General features: G+C 61.7%; 21 protein-coding genes. 15 read left to right on the forward strand and 6 right to left on the reverse strand.

Features of this window, described 5'->3' with window-relative positions; all coding sequences use genetic code 11:
* Nucleotides 1-38: 38 nt before the first annotated feature.
* Complete coding sequence (locus GW587_RS03790; protein ID WP_229259269.1) at nt 39-320, reverse strand: hypothetical protein; 282 nt, start codon at nt 318-320, stop codon at nt 39-41.
* Nucleotides 321-490: 170 nt separating this feature from the next.
* Here GW587_RS03790 and GW587_RS03795 point away from each other — a divergent pair, with 170 nt between their 5' ends.
* Nucleotides 491-1,459, forward strand: a complete 969-nt coding sequence (locus GW587_RS03795; protein WP_166098673.1) for a LysR family transcriptional regulator — start codon at nt 491-493, stop codon at nt 1,457-1,459.
* On the opposite strand, the gene GW587_RS03800 is transcribed toward GW587_RS03795, so the two are convergent.
* On the reverse strand, nt 1,453-2,346 hold the full coding sequence (locus GW587_RS03800) for an SDR family oxidoreductase (RefSeq protein WP_166099147.1): 894 nt from the start codon (nt 2,344-2,346) through the stop codon (nt 1,453-1,455). The two genes, GW587_RS03795 and GW587_RS03800, sit on opposite strands and share 7 nt — an antisense overlap.
* Before the next feature lie 92 nt (nt 2,347-2,438).
* Between GW587_RS03800 and GW587_RS03805 the strand changes: the two genes are divergently transcribed.
* Complete coding sequence (locus GW587_RS03805) at nt 2,439-3,338, forward strand: AraC family transcriptional regulator (RefSeq protein WP_166098676.1); 900 nt, start codon at nt 2,439-2,441, stop codon at nt 3,336-3,338.
* On the opposite strand, the gene GW587_RS03810 is transcribed toward GW587_RS03805, so the two are convergent.
* Together GW587_RS03810 and GW587_RS03815 are read right to left on the reverse strand one after the other, a co-directional pair.
* Nucleotides 3,335-4,894, reverse strand: a complete 1,560-nt coding sequence (locus GW587_RS03810) for a methyl-accepting chemotaxis protein (RefSeq protein WP_166098677.1) — start codon at nt 4,892-4,894, stop codon at nt 3,335-3,337. The two genes, GW587_RS03805 and GW587_RS03810, sit on opposite strands and share 4 nt — an antisense overlap.
* A 55-nt stretch (nt 4,895-4,949) precedes the next feature.
* Nucleotides 4,950-5,405 carry an Lrp/AsnC ligand binding domain-containing protein gene (locus GW587_RS03815; RefSeq protein ID WP_008443393.1) on the reverse strand — a complete coding sequence of 152 codons (456 nt, stop codon included), beginning with the start codon at nt 5,403-5,405 and terminating at the stop codon, nt 4,950-4,952.
* Nucleotides 5,406-5,617: 212 nt separating this feature from the next.
* Here GW587_RS03815 and putA point away from each other — a divergent pair, with 212 nt between their 5' ends.
* On the forward strand, nt 5,618-9,271 hold the full coding sequence (gene putA, locus GW587_RS03820; RefSeq protein ID WP_166098680.1) for a trifunctional transcriptional regulator/proline dehydrogenase/L-glutamate gamma-semialdehyde dehydrogenase: 3,654 nt from the start codon (nt 5,618-5,620) through the stop codon (nt 9,269-9,271).
* Nucleotides 9,272-9,361: 90 nt separating this feature from the next.
* Here the strand turns inward: putA and GW587_RS03825 are convergent, their stop codons facing one another.
* On the reverse strand, nt 9,362-10,048 hold the full coding sequence (locus GW587_RS03825; protein WP_166098682.1) for a 5'-methylthioadenosine/adenosylhomocysteine nucleosidase: 687 nt from the start codon (nt 10,046-10,048) through the stop codon (nt 9,362-9,364).
* A 937-nt stretch (nt 10,049-10,985) separates the two neighbouring features.
* Here GW587_RS03825 and GW587_RS03830 point away from each other — a divergent pair.
* The 8 genes from GW587_RS03830 (at nt 10,986) to GW587_RS03865 (ending at nt 20,623) form a co-directional block, all read left to right on the forward strand.
* Nucleotides 10,986-12,023, forward strand: a complete 1,038-nt coding sequence (locus GW587_RS03830) for an NAD(P)H-dependent flavin oxidoreductase (protein WP_166098685.1) — start codon at nt 10,986-10,988, stop codon at nt 12,021-12,023.
* Nucleotides 12,024-12,071: 48 nt separating this feature from the next.
* Nucleotides 12,072-13,700, forward strand: coding sequence for a GMC family oxidoreductase (locus GW587_RS03835; RefSeq protein WP_166098687.1), 1,629 nt, complete (start codon nt 12,072-12,074; stop codon nt 13,698-13,700).
* Nucleotides 13,701-13,822: 122 nt separating this feature from the next.
* Complete coding sequence (locus GW587_RS03840; protein ID WP_166098689.1) at nt 13,823-14,593, forward strand: ABC transporter ATP-binding protein; 771 nt, start codon at nt 13,823-13,825, stop codon at nt 14,591-14,593.
* A complete protein-coding gene (locus GW587_RS03845; protein ID WP_166098691.1) occupies nt 14,593-15,300 on the forward strand; it encodes an ABC transporter ATP-binding protein in 708 nt (235 codons plus the stop codon). Before GW587_RS03840 ends, GW587_RS03845 begins: the two co-directional genes overlap by 1 nt.
* A 51-nt stretch (nt 15,301-15,351) precedes the next feature.
* Nucleotides 15,352-16,548, forward strand: coding sequence for an ABC transporter substrate-binding protein (locus tag GW587_RS03850; protein ID WP_166098694.1), 1,197 nt, complete (start codon nt 15,352-15,354; stop codon nt 16,546-16,548).
* Nucleotides 16,549-16,616: 68 nt separating this feature from the next.
* Nucleotides 16,617-17,501 (forward strand): branched-chain amino acid ABC transporter permease, encoded by an 885-nt coding sequence (locus GW587_RS03855; protein ID WP_166098697.1) that lies wholly within the window; start codon nt 16,617-16,619, stop codon nt 17,499-17,501.
* Nucleotides 17,501-18,484, forward strand: a complete 984-nt coding sequence (locus GW587_RS03860; protein WP_166098699.1) for a branched-chain amino acid ABC transporter permease — start codon at nt 17,501-17,503, stop codon at nt 18,482-18,484. Before GW587_RS03855 ends, GW587_RS03860 begins: the two co-directional genes overlap by 1 nt.
* A gap of 75 nt (nt 18,485-18,559) precedes the next feature.
* Nucleotides 18,560-20,623 carry a 3-hydroxybutyrate oligomer hydrolase family protein gene (locus GW587_RS03865; RefSeq protein ID WP_166098702.1) on the forward strand — a complete coding sequence of 688 codons (2,064 nt, stop codon included), beginning with the start codon at nt 18,560-18,562 and terminating at the stop codon, nt 20,621-20,623.
* Here GW587_RS03865 and GW587_RS03870 read toward each other — a convergent pair.
* Entirely contained in the window at nt 20,618-21,784 is a 1,167-nt protein-coding gene (locus GW587_RS03870) for an iron-containing alcohol dehydrogenase (protein ID WP_166098705.1), read from the reverse strand. The genes GW587_RS03865 and GW587_RS03870 overlap by 6 nt on opposite strands.
* Nucleotides 21,785-21,920: 136 nt before the next feature.
* Between GW587_RS03870 and GW587_RS03875 the strand changes: the two genes are divergently transcribed.
* The 4 genes from GW587_RS03875 (at nt 21,921) to GW587_RS03890 (ending at nt 26,296) form a co-directional block, all read left to right on the forward strand.
* On the forward strand, nt 21,921-22,679 hold the full coding sequence (locus GW587_RS03875; RefSeq protein ID WP_166098707.1) for a sulfite exporter TauE/SafE family protein: 759 nt from the start codon (nt 21,921-21,923) through the stop codon (nt 22,677-22,679).
* 157 nt (nt 22,680-22,836) lie between these two features.
* Nucleotides 22,837-24,768 (forward strand): tRNA uridine-5-carboxymethylaminomethyl(34) synthesis enzyme MnmG, encoded by a 1,932-nt coding sequence (gene mnmG, locus GW587_RS03880; RefSeq protein WP_166098709.1) that lies wholly within the window; start codon nt 22,837-22,839, stop codon nt 24,766-24,768.
* Nucleotides 24,765-25,415, forward strand: coding sequence for a 16S rRNA (guanine(527)-N(7))-methyltransferase RsmG (gene rsmG, locus GW587_RS03885; RefSeq protein WP_166098712.1), 651 nt, complete (start codon nt 24,765-24,767; stop codon nt 25,413-25,415). Before mnmG ends, rsmG begins: the two co-directional genes overlap by 4 nt.
* 110 nt (nt 25,416-25,525) lie before the next feature.
* The gene (locus GW587_RS03890) at nt 25,526-26,296 is read left to right on the forward strand and encodes a ParA family protein (protein ID WP_166098714.1); all 771 of its coding nucleotides are present in this window, start codon (nt 25,526-25,528) and stop codon (nt 26,294-26,296) included.
* The last annotated feature ends 5 nt before the right edge of the window (nt 26,297-26,301 follow it).

Below are 26,301 nucleotides of genomic sequence, written 5' to 3' on the forward strand. Positions count from 1 at the left end.
TGCGAGATCGGCTGTTGCCGGTCTCGCTTGCTTAAATCTTAGGCACGCGAAGCCATGGCGCGCAGTTCGGCGGCGTGGCTGGGATTGCATTCGTTGCGGTTCAGCATGCGCTTCAACATCATCGCATCCCGCATCTGGCGACGCTGCAGTCGTTCTTCTTTGCTCAACTTTGGCTTCACGACAAGCACGGCGGCGCGCACGCAGCCGCGCAGCAGCGGCTTGAACAGCACCAGGAAGCCGACGGTCACGGCAACAACCAGCGCCAGCTGGACGGAGGCTAGCAAGGAAAAATCTTGTACTGCGGAAATGATGGTGGACATGGTGTGGTCGTACATTTAGAATCTAGCGTAACTATAGTGCGCCGCAACATAACAATCCAATTTCCTTTCACCATAACAATTATTCGTTTGGTGAATGGGATGTGTTATCGTTGACGGGAAATCCATATTTCTTGATACTGCATCCACCTAAACTTCTCACCTGAGTCGCTATGAGCTTTCTGACGCTGGACTTGAATTTGTTACGCGTCTTCGACGCCGTGATGACGGAGCAAAATCTGACCCGCGCGGCCGGCCATCTGGCGATGACCCAGCCCGCCGTATCCAACGCCATCAAGCGCCTGCGCGAAAGCCTGGGCGACGAGTTGCTGATCCGCACCGCCTACGGCGTCAAGCCGACGCCGCGCGCCGAATCGCTGTGGCCGTCCGTGCGCAGCGCGCTGGCAAGCCTGGAAGCGGCGGTGGCGCCGGAGACTTTCGATGTGTCCGCCGCCCACGCCACCTTCCGTATGGCGATGGCTGACGCCACCGCCGCCTTCTGGCTGCCGTCGCTGATGCGCTCGATCGAGAGCGAGGCGCCGGGCGTCAACGTGCGCATGGTGCCGCTGACCACGCGCGAACCGCGGCCGATGCTGCTGCGCGGCGACATCGATCTGGCGGTGGGCTTCTTCCCGGGCGTGGCGGCGCAGCTGTCGTACGAGACCGGCTCGCCGATCCGCCACGAGCGGCTGTATTCCGGCCACTATGTGTGCGTGATGCGACGCGACCATCCGCTGGCCAAGGTCGAGCTGAACCTGGATAACTATTGCAAGGCGAATCACTTGCTGGTGAGCTTCTCCGGCCGCGCCCACGGCCTGGTCGACGAGGCGCTGGCGCAGATCCAGCGCGAGCGCCGCATCCTGCTGACGGTGAATCAATTCTTTACGGCGGGGCGCGTGGTCGCCAATTCGGACCTGATCACCGTGCTGCCGCGCCACTTGATCGCGTCGACCGGCATGACCGATGCGCTGATTTCAAAGGAACTGCCGTTCCAGCTGCCTGCGGTCCACCTGGACATGCTGTGGCACGAGCGCGACGCGCGCAGCCCGGCGCACAAGTGGCTGCGCATGCATCTGGAAGGCATGAACCAGGTCACGGCGCGCACCGCCCCCGGCAGCGCGCCGAAAAAAGACACTTACTGAAAATACGCCGGCCGGTCGAGGTCGGCGATCAGTCCGGCGTGGCTTGGACGCCAGTCCAGTTCACGCCGCGTCTGCGCGCTGGAGGCGGGGCAATCCCGGCCGAAGAAATGCGCCAGCCAGCCGAAGTGAGCGTTTGCTTCATCCGCTGACTTGGCCACCAGCGGCAGGTTCAGCCTGCGGGCGATCACTTCCGCAATCTCCTTGGTACGCACGCCGTCCTCAGCTGCGGCGTGATAACAAGCGCCAGCAGCGCCATGTTCCAACACCAGCCTGAACAACCGTGCCGCATCCAGCCGATGCACCGCCGGCCAGCGGTTGTCGCCGTCGCCGGTATAGGCGGATACACCGGTAGCGCGCGCGGTGGCGATCAGCGCCGGCACGAAACCGTGGTCGCCGTCGCCGTGCACCGACGGCGGCAGGCGCAGCACCGAGGCGCGCACGCCGCACGCCGCCAGCGCCAGTGTCGCCTGCTCGGACGGGATGCGGTGCTTGCCGGCCGATTGCGGATCGGTGGCGTCGTCCTCATGCCCTTCGACGCCGGCCGGCAGCACCGCCGTGCCCGAGGTCACTACCAGCGGCTTGCCGCTGCCGGCCAGCGCTTCGCCCATCGCCTGCACGGCGGCTAGGTCGATCCGGCCGGAAGCCGCGATATCGGCGAAGTTGTGGATAAATGCGGTGTGGATAACTCCATCGCATAGGCGCGCGGCGGCGGCCACGCTGTCGGGCGCCGACACGTCGCCCAGGTGCGCGGCGATGCCACGGCGCTCCAGCAATGCGGCCGCTTCGGCGTTGCGGGCCAGTCCCAGCACCTGGTGGCCGGCTTGGATCAGGTCTTCAATAATGGCCGAGCCGATAAAGCCGGTCGCGCCCGTCACAAAAATACGCATGTCGTTCTCCTTGGTGAATGGGACCATGATAGACACCTTGGGCGATACGATCTATGCTGTGGAGTCCTGCTTATCTTGTTGATCGTCCAAAAATGACTGACCCTTTATCCGATGTGCTGGCGTTGCTGAGACCGCGCAGCTATGTATCCGCCGGTTTCGACGCCGGCGGCGCGTGGTCGGTCGGCTTTCCGCACAACGTCGGCATCAAATGCTACGCGGTGGTGTCCGGCGCCTGCTGGCTGGTGGTGGACGGCGTCGCCGATCCGATTGCGCTGAAGGGAGGCGACTGCTTCCTGCTGCCAGGCGGACGCACGTTCCGGCTGGCCAGCGATCCGGCCTTGCCCGCCACCGCGTCGACCGAAATCTTTGGAGCCCCACGCATCGGCAATGTGGTCACCCTGAACGGCGGCGGCGACTTGTTTCTGGTGGGCAGCCGCTTCGTGCTGAGCGGCAGCCACGCCGAGATCCTGCTGGCGATGCTGCCGCCGGTGGTCCATATCAGCAAGGAATCGGAGCAGGCGGCACTGCGCTGGTCGGTGGAGCGCATGATGCTGGAGTTACAGCAACAGCGGCCGGGCAGTTTCCTGATCGCCGAGCACCTGGCGCACATGATGCTGGTGCAGGCGCTGCGGCTGCACATGGACGAAGGCGCGGGCGGAGTCGGCTGGCTGTTCGCGCTGGCGGACAAGCAGATGGGCGCGGCGATCGGCGCCATGCACGCGGCGCCGGCGCAGCGCTGGACGCTGCAATCGCTGGCGGAGCGGGTGCACATGTCGCGCTCGGCCTTCGCGCTGAGGTTCAAGCAGATGGTCGGCATGTCGGCGATGGACTACCTGACGCGCTGGCGCATGCTGCTGGCGGGCGACCGGCTCGCCAATTCCAGCGATCCGATCTCCGTCATCGCGCCCGCGCTGGGCTACGAATCCGAGAGCGCCTTCAGCACCGCCTTCAAGCGGGTGATGGGCTGCGCGCCGCGCCAATACAAGGCTTAATGGCGGGTGCTGGACTTGTAGCCGATGCGGAAACCGCCCCAGTGCTTGCCGTTCACATAAATCGGCGCCGACAGGTCGTGCATCACTTCGCCGGTGTCGCGCTTGTAGGTCTGCAGCAGGAAGGGCTTGGTGTTCGAGCCGCAACGCTTGCCGGTGCGGTCGCTGAAAATCCGCTTGGTGCGGTTGTTGACGATATCGACGTCGTAGTTGCCGGTCAGCGGCTGGGAAAACTTCTTGTTATGGGTGGGGAAATATCCATTGTTATCCACAGCGCCGGCGTAGGCCAGTTGCGGCATCTCCGCCAGCAGCGGTTCCTGCAACGACGGCAGCGCGCGGTCGGTGAAATCGTCGAAGCGCGTCTTGTGCTTGGGCGGATCGGTGTTCGGGATCGGCGTGTAGGTGCGGTCGAACAGCGCCTCGCGCGTGATCTTGCCGGAGCTGATGGCGGCCTCGAAAATGCGTCCGACTTCCGCCGCAGCTTTTTGCGCCGCCATGCGGATCGCATCGTGCGAGGTCTCGATCGACGACTCGCCCAGGGCGCCGGTGATGATTTCGGCGCGCTCGGCCAGCGCCATCGCCGAACTGGCGGCGCGCGGCAATTCCTTCTCGGTGGACAGCAGGCTGTCGCGGATGCTCAGGATGGCGGCGGCGATGTCCTCGGTGGTGGCGACATGCTCGCGCGAGGCACGGGCGATCTGGCCGATCTCGTCTTCGGACACGCCGGACGAACGCTCGATATTGCCGAGTAAACCGTGCACCGTCTCGACATTGCCGGCCGCCTCGCTGACCTTGGCCGCCAGCGAATTCATGCCGGTAGCGGCCTGTTCCGCCTGAATATTGATCTCGCGCACCATGGTGCTGATTTCGTCGGTTGCCTCTTTGGTGCGCAGCGCCAGCTGGCGCACCTCGCTGGCGACCACGGCGAAACCGCGTCCCTGTTCCCCGGCGCGCGCCGCCTCGATGGCGGCGTTCAGCGCCAGCAGATTGGTGCGCGCGGAAATCTCGCTGATCGCCTCGGTGAAGCCGTAGATTTTGCGGGAATTGACTTGCAGCGCGGTCATGACGGCGGCGGCGGTCTGCGCGTCCTGGCGCGCGGTGCTGATGCGCTTCAGGCCGTGATCGGCCTCGGCAAGGCCGGCGGCGGTTTCGCCGCGCACCTGGGCCGCGATCCTGGCGGCGCGCTCGGCGTTGGCGGCGATGCGCTCGGTGGTATCGGCGTTTTGGGTGGAGCTTTGGACAATGCTGCTGGCGGTGCCGACGTCCAGCTCGATTTTCTTTTTGACCGAGTCGACGAAATACGAGGTTTCCGCCGCGCCGATCATGATGGCGTCGATTTCCTCGCCGACAGTGTGGGCGAAGTGGCGCACGCCGCCCTCATCGCTGTTGAGCCGGACGGCCCACCATGCCACCAGCGCGCCGGTCAGCGCGGCCGGAATCGCCGAGACCACCGGCGACGCCCCCATCGAACTAAACAAATACGCCAGGCAGGTACCACCCGCCGTCGCCCCCAAAATCCATAATCCACGTTGCACCAACTTCTGCTGCAAAAGCTTCATTTGTCCCCCGTTGTAACGGCGCGTCGAGTCGATCGACTAATTTATTTCTTGTATGCTATTTGATGGGTAACTTGGTGGTATTCTTGACTTCTTCCATGACGGCGTAGGTGTGGGTCTCCCGCACGCCTTTCTGGAGCAGGGTTTTACCCAGGAATTCGCGATAGGCGGCCATGTCCTTGACGCGGGCCTTGACCAGGTAGTCGAAGCCGCCGGCGACCATGTGGCATTCCAGCACTTCCGGAATCACCTGGACGCTGTGCTTGAAGGCGTCGAAGACTTCGGGCGTGGTGCGATCGAGCACCACCTCGATGAAGACCAACAGGGACACATCCAGCAACTGGGGATTCAGTTGCGCGGTGTAGCCCATGATGTAGCCGGACTCGTGCAATTTGCGCACGCGTTCCAGGCAAGCGGCCGGCGACAGGTTGACGCGCGCCGCCAGTTCCACATTGCTGATGCGGCCATCGCTCTGCAATTCCATCAAGATTTTTTTGCTGATCTTGTCTAACATTTCCGGGAACTCCCAAATAAATATTATTTGGTTAAATTGTCGCACTAAAAACAATCTATTGCTAGCCCCCTGCATTACCAGAATTAATCCAGAAGAATTCCCACTACAATCGAATCATTAGCAGTCCCCATTTCCACGCTCGCCAGCGCATGCTTGCCGAGCGTGTTTTTGTACGTGGACGTGCTCCAAAATTCCTATTCTGAGAGTTCTCAATGCAAGCAGCAGTTTCCTCCGGTTTCACTCCTTTCGCAGCCCTCCAGGCTGAAGTCCTGCGCGACCCGATTCCCCTGCGCGCAGCAGTGACGGCGGCCTATCGCCGCGACGAAGTCAGCGCGGTGCAATGGCTGATCGACACGCTGCAAAACAACGACGCCGCCAGCCTCCAGCAGGCCCAACAATTGGCGCATAAACTGGTCAGTTCGGTGCGCGCGGAACGCACCCGCGCGTCGGGTGTCGATGCGCTGATGCATGAATTTTCGCTGTCGTCCGAAGAGGGTGTGGCATTGATGTGCCTGGCGGAAGCACTGTTGCGTATTCCCGACAATGCCACCGCCGATCGCCTGATCGCCGACAAAATCAGCAAGGGCGACTGGCGCAAACACCTGGGCGAATCGCCATCGTTGTTTGTCAATGCCGCAACTTGGGGATTGCTTATCACCGGCAAACTGGTGTCGACCAACAGCGAGAACGGCCTCGGCTCGGCGCTGACCAAGCTGATTTCCAAAGGCGGCGAGCCGCTGATCCGCAAAGGCGTGGACCTGGCGATGCGCATGCTGGGCAACCAGTTCGTCACCGGCCAGACCATCGACGAAGCAATCAAAAACGGCCAGGGCAACGAAGCGCGCGGCTATCGCTACTCCTACGACATGCTGGGCGAAGCGGCGCTGACCGAGGCCGACGCGCAGAACTATTACAAATCCTACGAAACCGCGATCCATGCGATCGGCAAAGCCTCCAACGGACGCGGCATCAAGGATGGTCCGGGAATTTCGGTCAAACTGTCGGCGCTGCACCCGCGCTACAGCCGCGCCCAGCGCGCCCGCGTCATGGAAGAACTGTTGCCGCGCGTGCGCCAGCTAGTGCTGCTGGCCAAGCACTACAACATCGGCCTGAACATCGATGCGGAAGAGGCCGACCGCCTGGAACTGTCGCTGGATCTGATGGAAGCGATGGCCTACGACCCGGAGCTGGCCGGCTTCGACGGCATCGGCTTCGTAGTGCAGGCGTATCAGAAGCGCTGCCCGTTCGTCATCGAATACCTGATCGACCTGGCCAAGCGCAGCGGCCGCAAGTTCATGGTGCGACTGGTCAAGGGCGCATATTGGGATGCGGAAATCAAACGCGCACAGGTCGACGGCATGAGCGGCTATCCGGTTTATACCCGCAAGGTCTACACAGACGTCTCCTACCTGGTGTGCGCGCAAAAACTGCTGGGCGCGACCGACGTCATCTATCCGCAGTTCGCCACCCACAACGCGCAGACCTTGTCGACTATCTACACCTGGGCCAAGCGCGACGGCGTCACCGATTATGAATTCCAGTGCCTGCACGGCATGGGCGAATCGCTGTACGACCAGGTGGTCGGCAAGGACAACCTGGACAAGCCGTGCCGCATCTATGCCCCGGTCGGCACGCACGAAACGCTGTTGGCCTACCTGGTGCGCCGCCTGCTGGAAAATGGCGCCAACTCCTCGTTCGTCAACCAGATCGTCGACGAAAACATCCCGGTCGCATCGCTGATCAAGGATCCGGTCGCCATGGCGCGTGAGCAGGGCGGCCAGCCGCACGCCGGCATTCCGCTGCCGCTGAACATGTTCGGCGACCGCAAGAACTCGTCTGGCTTCGACCTGGCCAATGAAAACGTGCTGCGCGATATCTCGGCGGCACTGGCCGAAGCGCGCAGCTGGTACGCGATGCCGCTGCTGGCCGGTCCGGTCAGCGTCGGCCAGCCGGTGCAGGATGTCAGCAACCCCGCGCAACGCAACGACATCGTCGGTCAACTGGTCGAAGCCAGCGCCACCGACGTCGAAACCGCGCTGACCAGCGCCAGCAATTTCGCCATGGACTGGCAAACCACCGAACCGTCGCAACGCGCCGCCGCCCTGAATCGCGCCGCCGACCTGTTTGAGTCCAATGCCATGGAACTGATGACGCTGGCCATCCGCGAAGCCGGCAAATCGCTGCCGAACGCGATCGCCGAACTGCGCGAAGCGGTCGACTTCCTGCGCTACTACGCCGGCGAAGTGGCGGGCGGCGCCAACACCCTCGCGCTGGGTCCGGTCACATGCATCAGCCCGTGGAACTTCCCGCTGGCCATCTTCACAGGTCAGGTCGCCGCCTCGCTGGCGGCTGGCAACGTGGTGCTGGCCAAGCCGGCCGAGCAGACACCGCTGATCGCGCACCGCGCGGTCGAGCTGCTGCACGAAGCCGGCATCCCGCGCGCCGCGCTGCAATTCCTGCCGGGCCGCGGCGAAGTGGTCGGCGCCGCGCTGACTGGTGACAGCCGCGTCAAGGGCGTGATCTTCACCGGCTCGACCGAAGTGGCGCAGCTGATCAACCGCACGCTGGCCAAGCGCGCCGTCGCGGAAAACGCCGACATCCCGCTGATCGCCGAGACCGGCGGCCAGAACGCGATGATCGTCGACTCCTCGGCGCTGCCGGAGCAGGTGGTACAAGATGCGATCTCGTCGGCATTCGACAGCGCCGGCCAACGCTGCTCGGCGCTGCGGGTGCTGTTCCTGCAGGAAGACATCGCCGACAAGACCATCAAGATGCTCAAAGGCGCGATGCTGGAGCTGAAAGTCGGCAACCCGGACCGCCTGGCGACCGACATCGGCCCGGTGATCGACGCCGAAGCGCAGCAAAACCTCCTGGCTCACATCAACAAGCTGAAGGGAACGGCGCTGAACTACTTCTCGCTGGACCTGCCGTCGCAGGTCACGACCGCCGGCACCTTCGTCCCGCCGACGGTGCTGGAGATCCGCTCGCTGGACGAGCTGACGCAGGAAGTGTTCGGCCCGGTCATGCACGTGATCCGCTACAAGCGCGCCGATTTGCCGAAAGTGGTCGAGCAGATCAACGCCAGCGGCTTCGGCCTGACGCTGGGTATCCACTCGCGCATCGATGAAACCATCGACTACATCACGCAGCGCGCGCATGTGGGCAACATCTACGTCAACCGCAACATTGTCGGCGCGGTGGTCGGGGTGCAACCGTTCGGTGGCGAGGGCAAATCCGGCACAGGCCCGAAAGCGGGCGGACCGCTGTACCTGAAACGCCTGCAACGGGGCGCCGTCAACGGTGTGCAGCATCAGCGCCAAGCCGCGCCATCGCTGGACGCGCTGGCGGTCTGGTCGAAAATGCATGGCAACGAGCGCCTGACCGGCCTGGCCGAACAATACAGCCGCACCACGCTGTTGGGCCATTTGACGGTCCTGCCGGGCCCGACGGGCGAACGCAACACGCTGGCGCTGGTGTCGCGCGGCTCCGTCCTGTGCGCGGCCGGAACGCAGGGCGGCCTGCTGAACCAGATCGCAGCGGCCTTAGCGACCGGCAATATCGCGCTGGTGGTGGCGGAATCGGCCAATTTGCTGCCGGCTGATCTGCCGGCGGCGGTGAAGGATCGCATCCAGGCGGTCGGCAGCCTGAAGGACTTCGATTGCGAGTTCCAGGTCGCCCTGGTGGAATCGATGCTGGCCGCCACCCTGCACAGCACGCTGGCGGCCCGTAGCGGGGCGCTGGTGAGCCTGATCGACACCAACGAGGACACCGCCATCCCCCTGTGGCGTCTGGTCGCTGAGCGGGCGCTGTGCGTCAATACGACCGCAGCCGGCGGCAACGCTAGCCTGATGACGCTGGAAGCCTAAGCAACTCCGGGGTCAGAGCTAAAAACTGGACACGAGCTCGACTGCTAACGGCAGAGCTTGTGTCCAGTTTTTAGCTCTGACCCCGGATTTTTAGGACTTGCAGAAGTTGCGGATCACTTCAAAGGCGTAGCGCGAGGCTACAGTTTTGATGAAATGCATGAAATCGACGGCGGCTTCGTCGTTGGCGTTGTCCGAAATCGTTCGGATCACCGCGAATGGTATTCCCATTTCGAAACACACTTGCGCCACAGCGGCGCCTTCCATTTCCACCGCCAGTAAATCGGGCAATGCGGCTTTCAGGGCCTGTATTTGCGTCAATTTGCCTATAAATTGATCACCGCTGGCGATTAATCCTCTGTGTACACGCGTGGTTTTCTCAGCGGCGCCAGCAAGGCGCTCAGTCAACGTCACATCCGTCGCGAAGCGCGAAATGCCCGTCAATGGGATTTCGTACTGCGGAAACAACGGGCTGGCATTGAAATCGTGTTGGATCAGCGATTCGGCGATCACGATATCCCCCACTTTGACATTTTTATCCCCGCTTCCGGCGACGCCGGTGAAGATGATGTGGGTAACTCCGAACTTTTCCACAAGGATGGCGGCTGTCATGGCCGCTGCGACCTTGCCTATACGCGATAGAACGCACACAGCGTCGATTTCCCACAGTTTCCCTGTCGTGTACTCACGCATGCCGTGAACGTGCCTGGAGGGGCTCTGAAGGGCTTCTAGCAGCCCATGCTGTTCTTCAGCCAGCGCGCTGATGATGCCTAGACGCATATTTTTCCTGTGGTTTTGCAAGTTCGCTTGTGGGTATCCAGCGCTTTTTCCACAGCGCGTAGCGAAAAAAAGTGGATTTTAAAGGGTTTTTTGCTGTGCAAATGGTTTTTTGATGGGGAGCAGGGCTCCAGATTTCGCTTTTAAGGTCTTAGTAGTTTACAAAAGATTTATATAAAAATAGTAGTAGTAGTAAACGACCGTAAAGCTGTGGATAAGTCATGTATACGTTTACAAATCATCCGCTTACGACGTAAACAAGCACCTGCATAAGCGCTGTATCAAATCAGGAGCAATTCTGTATAAAATATCGACCCCGGTACAACTTCGGTCCTTACTCACAAGTCGTCCTGTGGATATGCAGGACCTTATCCACAGGGGCGGCTGGTTTTGTAGTCGTTCTTCCGTTTCCAGGCCTGAAATCGGCCTTCAGAACAGATTCAGCGTGCAGCCATCAGGGCTACCAATTGCTGCGGCGTTTCGCTCCGTAGATCAACCACAGTTATCCGCTCGCGGGTGGCCAGATTCATCGATTCCTTCATTTGCCGGCTGGCACGAACAAGACGCGGTCGCGCAGTGAAAAGTGCACTGGTGGTTGCTTGCAACTCGATATAGGGGAAAGCTGATGCTTGAGAACCACTATTCCGGTAGCTGCAGCCCGAGGATGTGGCTTTTGGGTTTATGGTTTACCCTAAAGATGTATATATAAAAATAGTAGTAGTTGTTAACGCAGACACTTTTCTGTGGATAACTACTCATTTTGGATTAGAATCAGGCGTTTACGAGCTTTATAAGAAGGCTGGTAAGGCGTGTATGAGCACGGAACTGTTTTGGGATAAAAAAAGACCTCCTAAAATTTGTTTTGTTTACTCACATTCGGTGCCTGTGGATATCCATAGCGTTATCCACAGCTGTAAACGCCCTTTTTGTGAGAATTCAGATGAAATTGGCATCCATCTTTCCGCATCCCATCATTCAGGGACCTACGGCTGGCGGTAACAATACGCCGGCGCAAGTGGCCGCAGTGTCGAACGCTGGCGCGCTGGGCTCGTTGGCCTGTTCGCTGCTGCCGCCGGACGCGATCCGCGCGCAAACCGCCCAGATTCGGGCGCTTACTGACCGGCCGTTTTGCTTGAATTTCTTTGTTCTTGAGACACCGAAACCTTCTCCAGCCGAGGTCGAGCGCGCCGTCCAGTGGCTCAAGCCGCTGTGGTCGTCGTTGGGCTGGACCGACTTGCCGACGCCGAGCAAATGGTGTGAGGATTTCGCTGCTCAGTTCGAGGCGCTGATCGAATTGCGTCCGGCCGTCGCCAGTTTCACCTTCGGCATCCTCAGCGCGGAACAAATCGAGCGCTTGCATGCAGCCGGGATATTCGTCATCGGCACGATTACCCATGCGGACGAAGCGCTGGCCTGGCAAAGCAGGGGCGCCGATGCCGTGATCGCGTCCGGCACGGAATCGGGCGGCCATCGCGGCACCTTCATCGGTGCCCAGGAAGATGCGAAACTGACGACCTTCGAACTGTTGCCGACCATCGTCTCGGCCGTGAATATTCCGGTGATCGCGGCCGGTGGCATCATGGACGGGGCCGATATCAAGCGTGCCTTGGATGGTGGCGCGCAGGCGGTGCAAATGGGAACAGCCTTCCTGGTTTGTGATGAATCCAGCATCCAGAAGGACTACAAGCAGCGCCTGCTCACGGCCGGCGACCATCCGACCCGGCTGACGCGCACTTTTTCCGGCCGCTATGCACGTGGTTTGGAAAATCGCTTCATGCGTGAACTTGCCGGCATCGAGCAACAACTTCCGGTATATCCAATTCAAAACGCGCTAACATCGCCGATCCGCGCGGAGGCGGCCAAGCGCGGCGAAACCGAGTTGATGTCCCTCTGGTGCGGTACGGGCGTGGCGCGCGCGCGGCCAATGCCGGCGGCGAAGCTGGTCGAAACATTATTGGCGGAGATCGCCGCAGCCTAGAGAGCGCAAAGCCCGGGCATACCGAACAACCCCTTGGAGGAGCCATTTTTGGAATCAGCAGGCGAGTACGATTACATCATCATAGGTGCAGGCTCGGCGGGCTGCGTATTGGCGAACCGCTTAAGCGCGGACAGGAACGCGCAAGTGCTGCTGATCGAGGCCGGCGGCAAGGACGATTATGTGTGGATCCACATTCCCGTTGGCTATCTGCATTGCATCGACAATCCACGCACTGACTGGATGTTCCGCACCGAAGCTGATCCCGGACTCGGCGGCCGCAGCTTGCTTTACCCGCGCGGCAAAGTGCTGGGTGGCAGTTCCTCCATCAACGGCATGATCTACATGCGCGGCCAGGCCGGCGACTACGACCGCTGGGCCGAGTTGACCGGCGATCCGGGCTGGCGCTGGGAGTCGGTGCTGCCGCTGTTTAAAAAGAGCGAGGATTATCATGGCGGCGCCTCGGAGTTTCACGGCGCTGGCGGCCCATGGCGAGTGGAAAAACAGCGCTTGTCCTGGCAGATACTGGACGCCTTCCGCGATGCCGCCGAGCAAACCGGCATCCAGAAAGTGGACGATTTCAACCGTGGCGACAACGCCGGCTGTGGCTATTTCGACGTCAACCAAAAACGCGGCATCCGCTGGAATACGGCCAAGGCCTACCTGAAGCCGATCTCGGGCCGGCCGAATCTGACCATCATGACCGGCTGCCACGTGGAACGTTTACTGATCGAAAAAAATGACGGTGCGGCGGTCTGCAAAGGCGTGATCTTCACCGGCGGCGGCGCGCAGTACAGCGCCAGCGCCAACAAGGAAACCCTGCTGGCGGCAGGCGCAGTTAATTCTCCGCAGATTTTGCAAACCTCCGGCATCGGCGCCGCCGCGCTGTTGCATCAGCACGGCGTGACGCCAATGGTCGACCTGCCCGGCGTTGGCGATAACCTGCAGGATCATCTGCAATTACGCATGGTCTACAAACTCGGCAAGAATGCGCGGACCTTGAACACGCTGGCCGCCGGCTGGTTCGGCAAGATGAAAATCGGCCTGGAATACGCGATGTTTCAGAGCGGGCCGATGTCGATGGCGCCGTCGCAGCTGGGCGCGTTCGCGCGTTCCGATCCGGATCAGGCGACGCCGAATCTGCAATACCACGTGCAGCCGCTGTCGCTGGAAAAGTTCGGCGATCCCTTGCACGCCTTTCCCGCGTTCACCGCCAGCGTCTGCAACTTGCGGCCGACCTCGCGCGGCCACGTGCGCATTGCCGGCGCCGACTCCTATGCGCCGCCGAAGATCACGCCGATGTACTTGAGCACGCCGGAAGACCGCAAGGTCGCCGGCGACGCGCTGTCCCTGACCCGACGCATCGTCGCCGCGCCGGCGATGAAGCAGTACGCGCCGGAAGAGTACAAGCCAGGCGTCCACTATCGTACCGAGGAGGAATTGGCGCAGGCGGCCGGCGCCATCGGCACCACCATTTTCCATCCGGTCGGCACCTGCAAGATGGGCCGAACCGACGATCCGACCGCGGTGGTCGGTCCGGACTTGCGCGTCATCGGCGTGGCCGGCTTGCGCGTCGTCGACGCTTCCGTCATGCCCTTCATCACTTCCGGCAACACCAACTCCCCCACCATCATGATCGCTGAAAAAGCTTCAGAAATGATCCGTTCAGCATGGAAATGAAGCGTGCGTCCCTTAGCTTTAGATCAAAAAACGACCGTATTTATACTGTATTGTTAGCCAATTTGTTACTGTGTATGATCTAGAAAAATTTAGTAGTTTGAAAAGAATAACTAGGAGACAGGATGTCCGGCGTTATCTTGGAAACAAAGAATTTGACCAAGGAATTCAAGGGTTTTACCGCGGTCAACGACGTTAATCTGAAAGTGCAGCGCGGTCACATCCACGCGCTGATCGGCCCCAACGGGGCCGGCAAAACCACGTGCTTCAATTTGCTCACCAAGTTCCTGGTGCCGACCTCCGGGCAGATTCTATTCAACGGCAACGACATCACCGCCGCCCGGCCGGCGCAGATCGCCCGCATGGGAGTGATCCGTTCGTTCCAGATTTCCGCCGTATTCCCGCATCTGACGGTGCTGCAGAATGTCCGCATCGGATTGCAGCGCCAACTGGGTACCAGCTTCCATTTCTGGCAAAGCGAACGCGCGTTGGACAAGCTCAACGACCGAGCCATGCAACTGCTGGCCGAGGTCGACCTGACCGAATTCGCCGACACCGTCACCGTCGACATGCCCTACGGCCGTAAGCGCGCGCTGGAAATAGCCACCACGCTGGCGATGGAGCCTGAGCTGATGCTGCTGGACGAACCGACCCAGGGCATGGGCCACGAGGACGTGCACCGCGTCACCGAATTGATTAAAAAAGTCTCCACCGGCCGCACCATTTTGATGGTTGAACACAATATGAAAGTCGTCTCCGGCATCTGCGACAAGATCTCCGTGTTGCAGCGTGGCGCCATGCTGGCCGAGGGCAGCTACGCGGAAGTCTCGACCAATCCGCAGGTGATGGAAGCCTATATGGGCACCGAAGCGGCAGTGCTGGAAGGAGCCCATTGATGGCGGCCGCTCTGGAGATCTCCAACCTGCAAACCTGGTACGGCGAATCGCACATCCTGCACAACGTCAACTTGTCGGTGCAGCCGGGCGAAGTGGTGACGCTGCTGGGCCGCAACGGCGCCGGCCGCACCACCACGCTGCGTTCGATCATGGGCCTGACCGGCGCGCGCAAGGGGTCGATCAAGGTCAACGGCGTCGAATCGATCGGCATGCCGACGCATAAAATCGCCCACCTCGGCATCGGCTATTGCCCCGAGGAGCGTGGCATTTTCTCGTCGCTGTCGGCCGAGGAAAATCTGCTGCTGCCGCCGCAATTGTCGACCGGCGAAAAGGGCATGTCGATCGAGGAAATCTACGCCATGTTTCCCAACCTGGAGGAACGCAAGCACAGCCAGGGCACCCGCCTGTCCGGCGGCGAACAGCAGATGCTGGCGGTGGCGCGCATCCTGCGCACCGGGGCGCGGCTGCTGCTGCTGGATGAAATCTCGGAAGGGCTGGCGCCGGTGATCGTGCAGGGCCTGGCGCGCATGATCACCACGCTCAAATCCAAGGGTTACACCATCGTCATGGTGGAACAGAATTTCCGGTTCGCCGCGCCGTTGGCGGACCGGTTTTATGTGATGGAACACGGTCAGATCGTCGAGACCTTTGTTGCATCAGAATTGAGCGCCAAGATGCCGGTCCTGACCGAGCTGCTGGGCGTCTAAGGTAAGTGTACGAAAAATAAGCAATAACACTACTTCCTGAACGGAGACGAAATGAAACTCAAAGCCATCACCATCGCAGCCGCCATGTGCGCATCGTTCGCTGCCCAAGCCCAGGTTTCTGGCGACACCATCAAGATCGGCATGATCACCGACATGTCCGGCCTGTACACGGACATCGACGGCGCCGGCGGCGCCGAGGCGATCAAGATGGCGATCGCCGACGCCGGCGTGGTCATCGCCGGCAAGAAGGTCGAGTTCATCTCCGCCGACCATCAGAACAAGGCCGACATCGCCGCCTCCAAGGCGCGCGAGTGGTTCGACCAGCAGGGCGTCGACATGCTGGTCGGCGGCACCAACTCCGGCGCCAACCTGGCCATGGCCAAGGTCGCGGCCGAGAAGAAAAAAGTCTTCATCTCGATCGGCGCCGGCTCGGCCCGCCTGACCAACGAGGAGTGCACGCCGTACACCGTGCACTACGCCTACGACACCATCGCGCTGGCGCGCGGCACCGGCGGCGCCATCGTCAAGCAGGGCGGCAAGAACTGGTACTTCATGACCGCCGATTACGCCTTCGGCCAGTCGCTGGAAAAAGACACCTCGGACGTGGTCAAGGCCGGCGGCGGCAAGGTGCTGGGCGCGGTCAAGCATCCGCTGTCGGCGTCGGACTTCTCGTCCTTCCTGCTGCAGGCGCAATCGTCGGGCGCGCAGATCCTCGGCCTGGCCAACGCCGGCGGCGACGCGATCAACTCGATCAAGGCCGCCAACGAATTCGGCATCACCAAGAAAATGAAGCTGGCCGGCCTGCTGATCTTCATCAACGACGTGCACTCGCTGGGCTTGAACATGACGCAAGGCATGTACCTGACCGACGGCTGGTACTGGGACCAGAACGCCGAGACGCGCGCCTGGTCGAAGCGCTATTTCGAGAAGATGAAGAAGGAACCGTCGATGCTGCAGGCCGCCGACTACTCGGCCGCCACCAACTACCTGAAGGCGGTCAAGGCCGTCGGCAGCGACGATTCCGACAAGGTCATGGCCTACCTGAAAGCCAACAAGATCAACGACATGTTCGCCAAGAACGGCGTGATCCGTCCGGACGGCCGCATGGTGCACGATATGTACCTGATGGAAGTGAAGAAGCCGTCGGAATCGAAGTATCCGTGGGATTACTACAAGGTCGTGGCCACCATCCCCGGCGACCAGGCCTACGCCACCAAGGCGGAAACCAAGTGCAGCCTGTGGAAATAAGCTGAGTTGTACACAGGGCAGGCCACTCGGCCTGCCCTTTTTTTCCCTGATTTTTATATAGCGATTCTATGGAAATATTCGGCTATCCCTTGCCCATGATTATGAGCCAGCTAACGCTGGGCCTGGTCAACGGCTCCTTCTACGCGATGCTGTCGCTCGGCCTGGCCGTGATTTTCGGCTTGCTGAACGTGATCAATTTCGCCCATGGCGCGTTGTACATGATGGGCGCGTTCGTGGCCTGGATGGGCATGGCTTATTTCGGTCTCAACTACTGGGTGATGCTGGTGCTGTCGCCGCTGATCGTCGGCGTGTTCGGCGTCATCATCGAGAAGACCATGCTGCGCCATCTGTACAAGCTCGACCATCTGTACGGCCTGCTGCTGACCTTCGGCATCACGCTGCTGGTGGAGGGCGTGTTCCGTTCGTTCTACGGCGTGTCCGGCCAGCCGTTCCAGGTGCCGGAAGCGCTGGCCGGCGCGACCGACCTCGGCTTCATGATGCTGCCGAACTACCGCGCCTGGGTGGTGGTGGCGTCGGTCGGTGTCTGCCTGTCGACCTGGTACGTGATCGAAAAGACCAAGCTGGGCGCCTATCTGCGCGCCGGCACCGAGAATCCGAAGCTGGTGGAAGCGTTCGGCGTCAACGTGCCGCTGATGGTCACGCTGACCTACGGCTTCGGCGTCGCTTTGGCGGGCTTTGCAGGGGTGCTGGCGGCCCCGATCATCCAGGTGCAGCCCCTGATGGGTCAGAACCTGATTATCGTCGTGTTCGCCGTTGTGGTGATCGGCGGCATGGGGTCGATCATGGGGTCGATCCTGACCGGTTTGGCGCTGGGCGTGATCGAGGGATTGACCAAGGTCTTCTATCCCGAGTTTTCGTCGACGGTGGTGTTCCTGGTGATGGTCATCGTGTTGCTGATCCGCCCGGCGGGTTTGTTTGGCAAGGAAAAATAATGAACAAGAAAATAGGCTATTTGATCGCCTTCGCCATCGCGCTGGCGGCGCCTTTCGTCGGCTACCCGGTGTTTTTGTCCAAGCTGCTGTGCTTCGCGTTGTTCGCCAGCGCCTTCAACCTGCTGATCGGCTTCACCGGACTGCTGTCGTTCGGCCATGCCGCGTTCTACGGCGCCGCCGGCTATGTCGCCGGCAACGCGATGAAGGTGTGGGGCTGGCCGGTCGAGTTGGGCATCCTGGCCGGCGCCGTCGCCGGCGGGCTGATCGGCCTGGTGATGGGCGCGCTGGCGATCCGTCGCCAGGGCATCTACTTTTCGATGATCACGCTGGCGTTGGCGCAGATGGTGTACTTCGGCGCGCTGCGCGCCGGCGAGTTCACCGGCGGCGAAGATGGCCTGCAGGGTGTTCCACGTGGAAAACTGTTGGGCGTGGTCGATCTGGCCAACGACACCAATTTGTACTTCTTCGTGCTCGGCATCTGCGTGCTGGCGTTCGCGTTGATCGTGCGCACCGTGCATTCGCCGTTCGGCCAGGTGCTGAAGGCGGTCAAGGAAAACGAGCCGCGCGCGATTTCGCTCGGCTACGATGTGGACAGGTACAAGCTGCTGGCCTTCGTGCTGTCGGCCGCGCTGTCCGGCCTGGCGGGCGCGACCAATATGCTGGTGCAGGGTTTCGAGACCCTGACCGACGTGCACTGGACCATGTCCGGCCTGGTGATCCTGATGACGCTGGTGGGCGGCATGGGCACGCTGGCCGGTCCGATGCTGGGCGCGATCATCATCATCGCGCTGGAAAACAAGCTGGGCGACTGGGGCATTTTCCTCACCAACGCCACCGGCATCGAATGGTTCAACACCATCGGCGAAGCGGTCAACATGGTGGTGGGGCTGATCTTCATCATTTGCGTGCTGTTGTTCCGGCGCGGCATCATCGGCGAGTTCATCGCCTTGTTCGATCGTAGCGGCGCCAAGAAAGCCGCTTGATAAAACGCACACGCCGGACGTCCAGTCCGGCGTTTTTTCTCCACCTTTTAGACAACTAGAAGAAAGAGGATGGACATGCAAACCACACCCCTAGTGCTGGCGCTGGCTGCCGGCGTGCTGGCCGCCTGCGGCTCGAACGAGCACGACAAGACCGAAGAGCTGAACCAGCTGCCCGGCTACCTTGGCTCGATCGGCAGCAAAACCTACGACGGCGCCAGCGACGATCTGCTGACCGCCGGCCTGGGCAAGACCGGGCTGGCCGGCGCCGCGCCGGCCTACGCCGATCCGGCCAATCCCAGCGCCGCCGAGCTGCGCCGCAACGCCATCCACGCCAACTACCGCGCCGTGCTCGACATCGCCGCCAACAGCGGCTACGGCACGCTGTACGGCCCGAACGTCGACGCCAAGGGTGTCGCCGGCGCGGGTGAGGGCAAGGTCGCCGGCACCGAATACATCGCCTACAGCGACGACGGCAGCGGCAACCAGAACGTGACCTTGATGGTGCAGGTGCCGGCCGGTTTCGACGCCAACAACCCGTGCATCGTCACCGGCACGTCGAGTGGATCGCGCGGCGTGTACGGCGCCATCGGCAGCGCCGGCGAGTGGGGCTTGAAGAACAACTGCGCGGTCGCCTACAGCGATAAGGGCAGCGGCACCGGCCTCTACACTTTCGACGACGACGGCGTGAACCTGCAGAGCGGTGTACGCGCCACGCGCACGGCGGCCGCCAAGAGCGCCATCTTCGCGCCGCCGGGATTGAGCGAGGCCGACCGGGCCGCCTTCGCCGCCGCATCGCCGGCGCGGATAGCATTCAAGCACGCTTACTCGCAGCAGAATCCGGAAAAGGACTGGGGCAAGTTCACGCTGCAATCGGTGGAATTCGCGTTCTACGTGCTGAACGAAAAGTACGGCACACTGGCCAGCGACAACAAAAGCCACATCGTCAAGTTCACGCCGAAGAACACGGTGACCATCGCCTCCAGCATTTCCAACGGCGCCGGCTCGGCCTTGTTGGCGCTGGAGCAGGATAGCAAGGGCCTGATCAGCGGCGTGGCCGCGACCGAGCCGCAGATCCAGCCCAAGTCGGCCATCGGCTACACGGTGCGCCAGGGCGGCGCCAACGTCACGGGGCAGGGCAAGTCGCTGTTCGACTACTCGACCTATGCCGCGCTGTACCAGCCGTGCGTGGCGGCCACGGCGGCCGCTCCAGGACGTTGCACGGCGCTGGTGGCCAAGGGCCTGCTGACCGGCGCCGATCTGACCGCGCAGCAGACCGACGCCAAGGCGCGACTCAAAGCCTACGGCTGGTTGCCGGATTCCGATCCGCTGCAAGCGCTACACGCCGGCACCAACATTCTGGTCGCGGTGACGTATGCCAACGCTTACGGCAAGTTCGCCGCCAGCGACAAGCTGTGCGGCTTCTCGTTCGCCCAGACCGATGCGGCCGGCGTGCCGCTGGCGTTCACGGCTGCTCAAAAAGCAAGCAGCTTCGCTACCCAGAACGGCATCGTCGGCAGCGTGGTGTACGAGGATTCGGTCGGCGGCGCCAAGGCGTACAACCTGGGCGTCTCGCCGAGCAGCGCGCTGTCGGACCAGTCGCTGGACGGCTTCCTGTGCCTGCGCGCGCTGGCGACCGGCGCCGATCCGGTCGGCGGCGGACCGTTGGGCGCGGCGTTGGCGGCGCAGAGCGCGCGGGTCAGGGCGGGCGTGGCCGAGGTGGCGGCGACCGGCAATCTGCGCGGCAAGCCTGCCATCATCGTGCACGGGCGCAGCGATACGCTGATCCCGGTGAACCTTGCCTCGCGCTCGTATCTGGGCCTGAATGCGTCGGTGGAGGGCGGCACCAGCAAGCTGCGCTACATCGAAGTGACCAACGCCAACCATTTCGACTCGTTCACCAACGCGCTGCCGGCCAACATCGTGCCGCTGCATGTGTACCTGTTCCGCGCGCTGGATGCGATGCTGGCCAACCTGCGCAGCAGCGCCACGCCGTTGCCGCCGTCGCAGGTGGTGCGCACCGTGACGCGGTTGGACAACACGACGCCGATCACGGTCGTCAACGTGCCGCCCATCGCCGCCACGCCATTGAACGGCACCACCATCACCGTCAGCGGCACTACGGTCGATATCCCGCTATAAGGCGGCGGCGTAGATCGCCCGCGCGTCGTCACGCGTCACGACGCGCGGGTTATTTCCCAGCAAACGGGTTTGCAGCATGGCCTCGTCGGCCAGCCGGTCGAGGTCCGATTCCTTGATGCCGACCTGCTGCAAGGTCCGCTCTATGCCGGTGATGATGGCCGTTTGCTGCATCGCAACAACCAATGCCTCCGCCCTCGCCTCGATGCTGCCGCTCGCGTCTGGCACCACGATCTCCGCCAACTCCGCATACAGCCCCGCCGCCTCCGGCGCGTTGAAGCGCAGTACGTGCGGCAGCACCAGCGAATTCGACAGGCCGTGCGCCACGTGGAAGATACCGCCGATCGGATAAGCCAGCGCATGCACCGCCGCCACCGGCGCGTTTGAAAACGCCTGACCGGCCAGCATCGCGCCGAGCAGCATGGCCTGGCGCGCCGCCAGATTCCCGCCGTTTTCGCAGGCCGGTATCAGGCTGGACGACAGTAGCCCAAGCGCCTTGCGAGCCAGGATGTCCGACAAGGGATTCTTTTTGTGCCGGCTGGTGTAGGCCTCGATCGCATGCACCATCGCATCGATGCCGGTGGCGGCGGTGACCAGCGGCGGCAGGCCGAGCGTCAGTTCCGCGTCCAGCAATGCCATATCGGCATAGAGTTGCGGCGCCACCACGCCCATCTTTGTGGTAGCCCCGGTGGTGACGATGGCGATGTTGGTAACCTCCGAACCGGTACCGGCGGTGGTCGGGATCTGCACCAGCGGCATCCGCGAACCTTTGACATTGCCGATGCCGTAGATCGCGCCGATGGGCTGATCGCTGCCGGCCAGCACCGCGATCAGTTTGGCGACGTCCATCGAGCTGCCGCCGCCGAGACCGATGACGATGTCGGTCCCGTGTGCGCGTGCGGCTTCGACCGCGTCCAACACGATTTGTTCGGGTGGGTCGGCCACCACGTTGGAATAGACTGCGACCGCCAGTCCGGCGGCGCGCAGGCTGGCCGCCGGAGCGTCCACCAGGCCGGTCCGCAGGAAGCCGGGATCGGTGACGAGCAGGGCGCGGCGTGCGTGGGGGAAGCGTTGGGCGATGTGCTCGCCCAGCCGTCCTGCGGCGCCAAGTTCGGAGATGATGTGGGAGACGGTGCTGAATGCAAACGCTGGGAAATCGTTCATGGCTGCTTTCGCTGTGTGGTGGATTTCAGATCAAAGCTTACCTCATGCAGCTTGCGGTTATGCAGCATCCGCATAAGGATGGCGGGATTTCTTCCGTACAATGTAGTCTTTCGGCACATGTAGAGATGGCGGGCGTATGGATTATCTGGTGTTGGCGATCGCCGCGTTTGCGGCGGGCCTGGTGGATGCGGTGGTTGGGGGCGGGGGACTGATACAGTTGCCGGTGTTGTTCACGGTGTTTCCCAACATGGCGCCGGCCACGCTGGTCGGTACCAGCAAGCTGGCCGGCATCTTCGGCACCAGCGTCGCCGCCGTCAGCTACGCGCGCCGGGTTGCGATCGCCTGGACCGTCGCCGCGCCGGCCGCCATCGCCGCGTTGATCTTCTCGTTCTGCGGCGCCTATACGGTGACCAAGGTATCGCCCGACTTTCTGCGCGGCGCATTGCCGGTGGTGCTGTTGCTGGTGGCGATCTACACCTTCGCCAAGAAGGATTTCGGCAGCGTCCACGCGCCGCTGCACTCGGGCGCCAAGGAACAGACGCTGGCGCTGCTGATCGGCGCCGGCATCGGCTTCTACGACGGCTTCTTTGGTCCCGGTACCGGCAGTTTCCTGGTGTTCCTGTTCGTGCGCATCTTCGGCTTCGACTTCCTCGGCGCGTCGGCGGTGGCCAAGATCGTCAACGTTGCCTGCAACTTCGCGGCGCTGGTGTGGTTCGGCTACAGCGGCCATTTGTTGTGGCAACTTGGCGCGATCATGGCCGTGTGCCAGATAGGCGGTTCGCTGGTCGGCTCGCGGTTGGCGATGAAGCACGGCAGTGGATTTGTCCGCAAGTTATTCCTCATCGTGGTGTCGGTGCTGATCGTCAAGACGGGATACGACGCTTGGATACGTTGAGGATTGTTTCACGTGGAACAAAAAAGGGAGGCTGCGGCCTCCCTTTTTCAATGTTTCACGTGGAACAATCGCGGATTATTTTTTGCTTAAAAAAGTCGCAGCTGTAAAAAGACTCTATAATCTGACCTTGATCCCTTCGCTTTAAACCATTCCAATCATGTTATTTCCAACTAATTTCGACGTCATCGTTGTCGGCGGTGGTCACGCCGGCACCGAGGCTGCCCTCGCTTCCGCCCGCATGGGCCAGAAGACTTTGCTGCTAACGCATAACATTGAGACGCTGGGCCAGATGTCGTGCAACCCCTCCATCGGTGGCATCGGCAAAGGCCATCTGGTCAAGGAAGTCGACGCCATGGGCGGCGCCATGGCCATCGCCACCGATGAATCCGGCATCCAGTTCCGCATCTTGAACTCGTCCAAAGGCCCGGCCGTGCGCGCCACCCGTGCCCAGGCAGACCGCATCCTGTACAAGCAGGCGATCCGTTCGCGCCTGGAAAACCAGCCCAACCTGTGGCTGTTCCAGCAGGCCGTTGACGACCTGATGGTGGAGGGCGACCGCGTGGTCGGCGCCGTCACCCAGATCGGTCTGAAGTTCCTGGCACCGGCCGTGGTGCTGACCGCCGGCACTTTCCTCGACGGTAAGATCCACGTCGGCCTGCAGAACTACTCGGCCGGCCGCGCCGGCGATCCTCCTGCGATCTCATTGTCGGCGCGCCTGAAGGAACTGAAGCTGCCACAGGGCCGCCTGAAGACCGGCACGCCACCGCGCATCGACGGCCGCAGCATCGATTTCTCGCTGATGACCGAGCAGCCGGGCGACCTCGATCCAGTGCCGGTGTTCTCGGTGATGGGCAACGCGGCCATGCACCCAGCGCAGATGCCGTGCTGGGTCACGCACACCAACACCAAGACCCACGACATTATTCGTGCCGGGCTGGACCGCAGCCCGATGTACACCGGCGTGATCGAAGGCGTCGGCCCGCGCTATTGCCCGTCGATCGAGGACAAGATCCATCGCTTCTCGGCCAAGGAATCGCACCAGATTTTCCTGGAGCCGGAAGGCTTGACCACCAACGAGTTCTATCCAAACGGCATCTCGACCAGCCTGCCGTTCGACGTGCAGATCGAGCTGGTGCGCTCGATGAAGGGCATGGAAAACGCCCACATCCTGCGTCCGGGCTACGCCATCGAATACGATTATTTCGACCCGCGCGGTCTGAAAGCATCGCTGGAAACCAAGGCTGTGAGCGGCCTGTACTTCGCCGGCCAGATCAACGGCACCACCGGCTACGAGGAGGCGGCGGCGCAGGGCATGCTGGCCGGTATCAACGCGGCGCTGCAAACCCAGGGCCGCGAGTCGTGGACGCCGGCCCGGTCCGAGGCATATTTGGGCGTGCTGGTTGACGATCTGGTCACGCAGGGCGTGCTGGAGCCGTACCGCATGTTCACCAGCCGTGCCGAGTATCGCCTCAGCCTGCGTGAAGACAACGCGGACATGCGCCTGACCGAAATCGGCCGCAAACTGGGCGTGGTTGGCGATGCTCAGTGGCAGGCGTTCGAGACCAAACGCGAGGCGGTGGCGCTGGAACTGGAGCGTCTGCGCTCCACGTGGGTCAATCCACGCATCCTGGAAGCGGCCGAATCCGAGCGCGTGATCGGCCAGGCCATCGAGCGCGAGTATTCGCTGGCCAACCTGCTGGCGCGTCCCGGCGTCGATTACGACAAGCTGATGAGCCTGTCCGGCATCGACGGCCGCGAGCTGGCCGGTCCCGGCGTGACCGATGAAGCAGTGCGCGAACAGGTGGAAATCCAGCTCAAATATTCGGGTTATATCGACCGCCAGACCAAGGAAGTCGAGCGCCACGAGCACTACGAAAACCTGAAATTGCCGGAAGGTTTCAACTACCTGGACATCACCGCGCTGTCGGTGGAAGTGCGGCAGAAACTGCACGCGCAGCGTCCGGAGACCCTGGGTCAGGCGTCGCGCATTTCCGGCGTGACGCCGGCGGCGATCTCGCTGCTGTTGGTGCACCTGAAGAAAGCCGGTTTCGGTGGATTTGTGAATGAAAAAGACGAGGCTGTTCAATGAAGGTGTTTGACCGTGTAGTGATTGCGGATGTTTTAAAACAAGGCATCAAAGACCTGAAACTGGACCTGAACGACGGCCAGGTGGAAAAGCTGCTGGACTACTTGGCGCTGCTGAACAAGTGGAACTCGGTGTACAACCTGACATCGGTGCGCGATCCGATGCAGATGGTAACGCTGCACGTGCTGGACTCGCTGGCGGCCGTTCCCGCATTCAAGGATGCGAAGAACGTGCTGGACGTGGGAGCAGGGGGTGGATTGCCGGGCATGGTGCTGGCGATCAGCCGGCCGGACATGAAAGTGTCGATGATCGACACGGTGCACAAGAAGACCGCGTTTTTGAACCAGGTGAAGGCGGAGCTGGAATTGGCCAACGTCACGGTGTACACCAAGCGGGTGGAGCAGCTGGAAGTGAAGACGAAATTCGACGTCATCACCTCGCGCGCTTTTGCCGACCTTTCCGACTTCGTCAACTGGTCGGGACACGTTTTGGCCGAGGGCGGGCAATTCATCGCCTTGAAAGGGACGGCGCCGGCGGAGGAGCGCGAGCGACTCCCAGAGCCATGGAAAGTGCAGAAACTGGAGCCTTTGGAGGTACCGGGACTGGATGCGGAGCGTCACCTGGTTTTCATTAAAGCAGAATCGGTATAAACGATTTATACGATATAAATGAAATATACAGTTTATTCCGTATAAACTATATAAATCGTTTATATCGTTTTAATAGTATAAATAATTAAGCAGTACAACTAAAAAAATACATGGCGAAAATTTTTTGCGTAGCGAATCAAAAGGGTGGCGTAGGCAAGACCACCACGACGGTCAACCTGGCCGCCGGATTGGCAAAGCTGAACCAGCGCGTATTGCTGGTCGACCTCGACCCTCAGGGCAACGCCACGATGGGGGCGGGCATCAACAAGGCGGGACTGCCGGCATCGACCTATGAGGTCTTGCTCGGCTCGTCCGACGTCGCCACCGCGCGCCAGCGTTCGGAGCCCGGTCAGTTCGACGTGCTGCCGTCCAACCGCGAGCTGGCCGGCGCCGAAGTCGAGATGGTGGAACTGGACAACCGCGAGCGCCGCCTCAAGGATGCGTTGGCATTGGTCGACAAGGACTACGACTTCATCCTGATCGACTGCCCGCCGGCCTTGTCGATGCTGACCTTGAACGGCCTGTGCGCCGCGCACGGCGTCATCATTCCGATGCAGTGCGAGTACTACGCGCTGGAAGGGCTGTCCGACCTGGTCAACACCATCAAGAAGGTGCACGCCAACCTCAACCCCGATCTGAAGATCATCGGTCTGCTGCGCGTGATGTTCGATCCGCGCATGACCTTGTCGCAGCAGGTGTCGGCCCAGCTGGAGCAGCACTTCGGCGACAAGGTCTTCAAGACCATCATCCCGCGCAACGTGCGTCTGGCCGAAGCGCCGTCGTACGGCTTGCCGGGCGTCACATTCGATCCGTCCTCCAAGGGCGCGCAGGCGTACATCGCCTTCGGCGCCGAGATGGTCAAGCGCATCAAGAAAATGTAAGGCAT

This window comes from Duganella aceris (assembly GCF_011090165.1).
GTDB lineage: Bacteria > Pseudomonadota > Gammaproteobacteria > Burkholderiales > Burkholderiaceae_D > Rugamonas > Rugamonas aceris.

What these genes read in the sequence shown, in the direction of transcription:
- GW587_RS03875 (WP_166098707.1), top strand. Translation starts at nt 21,921, where the DNA reads ATGGATTATCTGGTGTTGGCGATCGCCGCGTTTGCGGCGGGCCTGGTG.
- GW587_RS03830 (WP_166098685.1), top strand. Translation starts at nt 10,986, where the DNA reads ATGAAATTGGCATCCATCTTTCCGCATCCCATCATTCAGGGACCTACG.
- GW587_RS03870 (WP_166098705.1), bottom strand. Translation starts at nt 21,784, where the DNA reads ATGAACGATTTCCCAGCGTTTGCATTCAGCACCGTCTCCCACATCATC.
- putA (WP_166098680.1), top strand. Translation starts at nt 5,618, where the DNA reads ATGCAAGCAGCAGTTTCCTCCGGTTTCACTCCTTTCGCAGCCCTCCAG.
- GW587_RS03860 (WP_166098699.1), top strand. Translation starts at nt 17,501, where the DNA reads ATGAACAAGAAAATAGGCTATTTGATCGCCTTCGCCATCGCGCTGGCG.
- rsmG (WP_166098712.1), top strand. Translation starts at nt 24,765, where the DNA reads ATGAAGGTGTTTGACCGTGTAGTGATTGCGGATGTTTTAAAACAAGGC.
- GW587_RS03810 (WP_166098677.1), bottom strand. Translation starts at nt 4,894, where the DNA reads ATGAAGCTTTTGCAGCAGAAGTTGGTGCAACGTGGATTATGGATTTTG.
- GW587_RS03825 (WP_166098682.1), bottom strand. Translation starts at nt 10,048, where the DNA reads ATGCGTCTAGGCATCATCAGCGCGCTGGCTGAAGAACAGCATGGGCTG.
- GW587_RS03800 (WP_166099147.1), bottom strand. Translation starts at nt 2,346, where the DNA reads ATGCGTATTTTTGTGACGGGCGCGACCGGCTTTATCGGCTCGGCCATT.
- GW587_RS03815 (WP_008443393.1), bottom strand. Translation starts at nt 5,405, where the DNA reads ATGTTAGACAAGATCAGCAAAAAAATCTTGATGGAATTGCAGAGCGAT.
- GW587_RS03865 (WP_166098702.1), top strand. Translation starts at nt 18,560, where the DNA reads ATGCAAACCACACCCCTAGTGCTGGCGCTGGCTGCCGGCGTGCTGGCC.
- GW587_RS03795 (WP_166098673.1), top strand. Translation starts at nt 491, where the DNA reads ATGAGCTTTCTGACGCTGGACTTGAATTTGTTACGCGTCTTCGACGCC.
- GW587_RS03890 (WP_166098714.1), top strand. Translation starts at nt 25,526, where the DNA reads ATGGCGAAAATTTTTTGCGTAGCGAATCAAAAGGGTGGCGTAGGCAAG.
- mnmG (WP_166098709.1), top strand. Translation starts at nt 22,837, where the DNA reads ATGTTATTTCCAACTAATTTCGACGTCATCGTTGTCGGCGGTGGTCAC.
- GW587_RS03845 (WP_166098691.1), top strand. Translation starts at nt 14,593, where the DNA reads ATGGCGGCCGCTCTGGAGATCTCCAACCTGCAAACCTGGTACGGCGAA.
- GW587_RS03850 (WP_166098694.1), top strand. Translation starts at nt 15,352, where the DNA reads ATGAAACTCAAAGCCATCACCATCGCAGCCGCCATGTGCGCATCGTTC.
- GW587_RS03840 (WP_166098689.1), top strand. Translation starts at nt 13,823, where the DNA reads ATGTCCGGCGTTATCTTGGAAACAAAGAATTTGACCAAGGAATTCAAG.
- GW587_RS03805 (WP_166098676.1), top strand. Translation starts at nt 2,439, where the DNA reads ATGACTGACCCTTTATCCGATGTGCTGGCGTTGCTGAGACCGCGCAGC.
- GW587_RS03790 (WP_229259269.1), bottom strand. Translation starts at nt 320, where the DNA reads ATGTCCACCATCATTTCCGCAGTACAAGATTTTTCCTTGCTAGCCTCC.
- GW587_RS03855 (WP_166098697.1), top strand. Translation starts at nt 16,617, where the DNA reads ATGGAAATATTCGGCTATCCCTTGCCCATGATTATGAGCCAGCTAACG.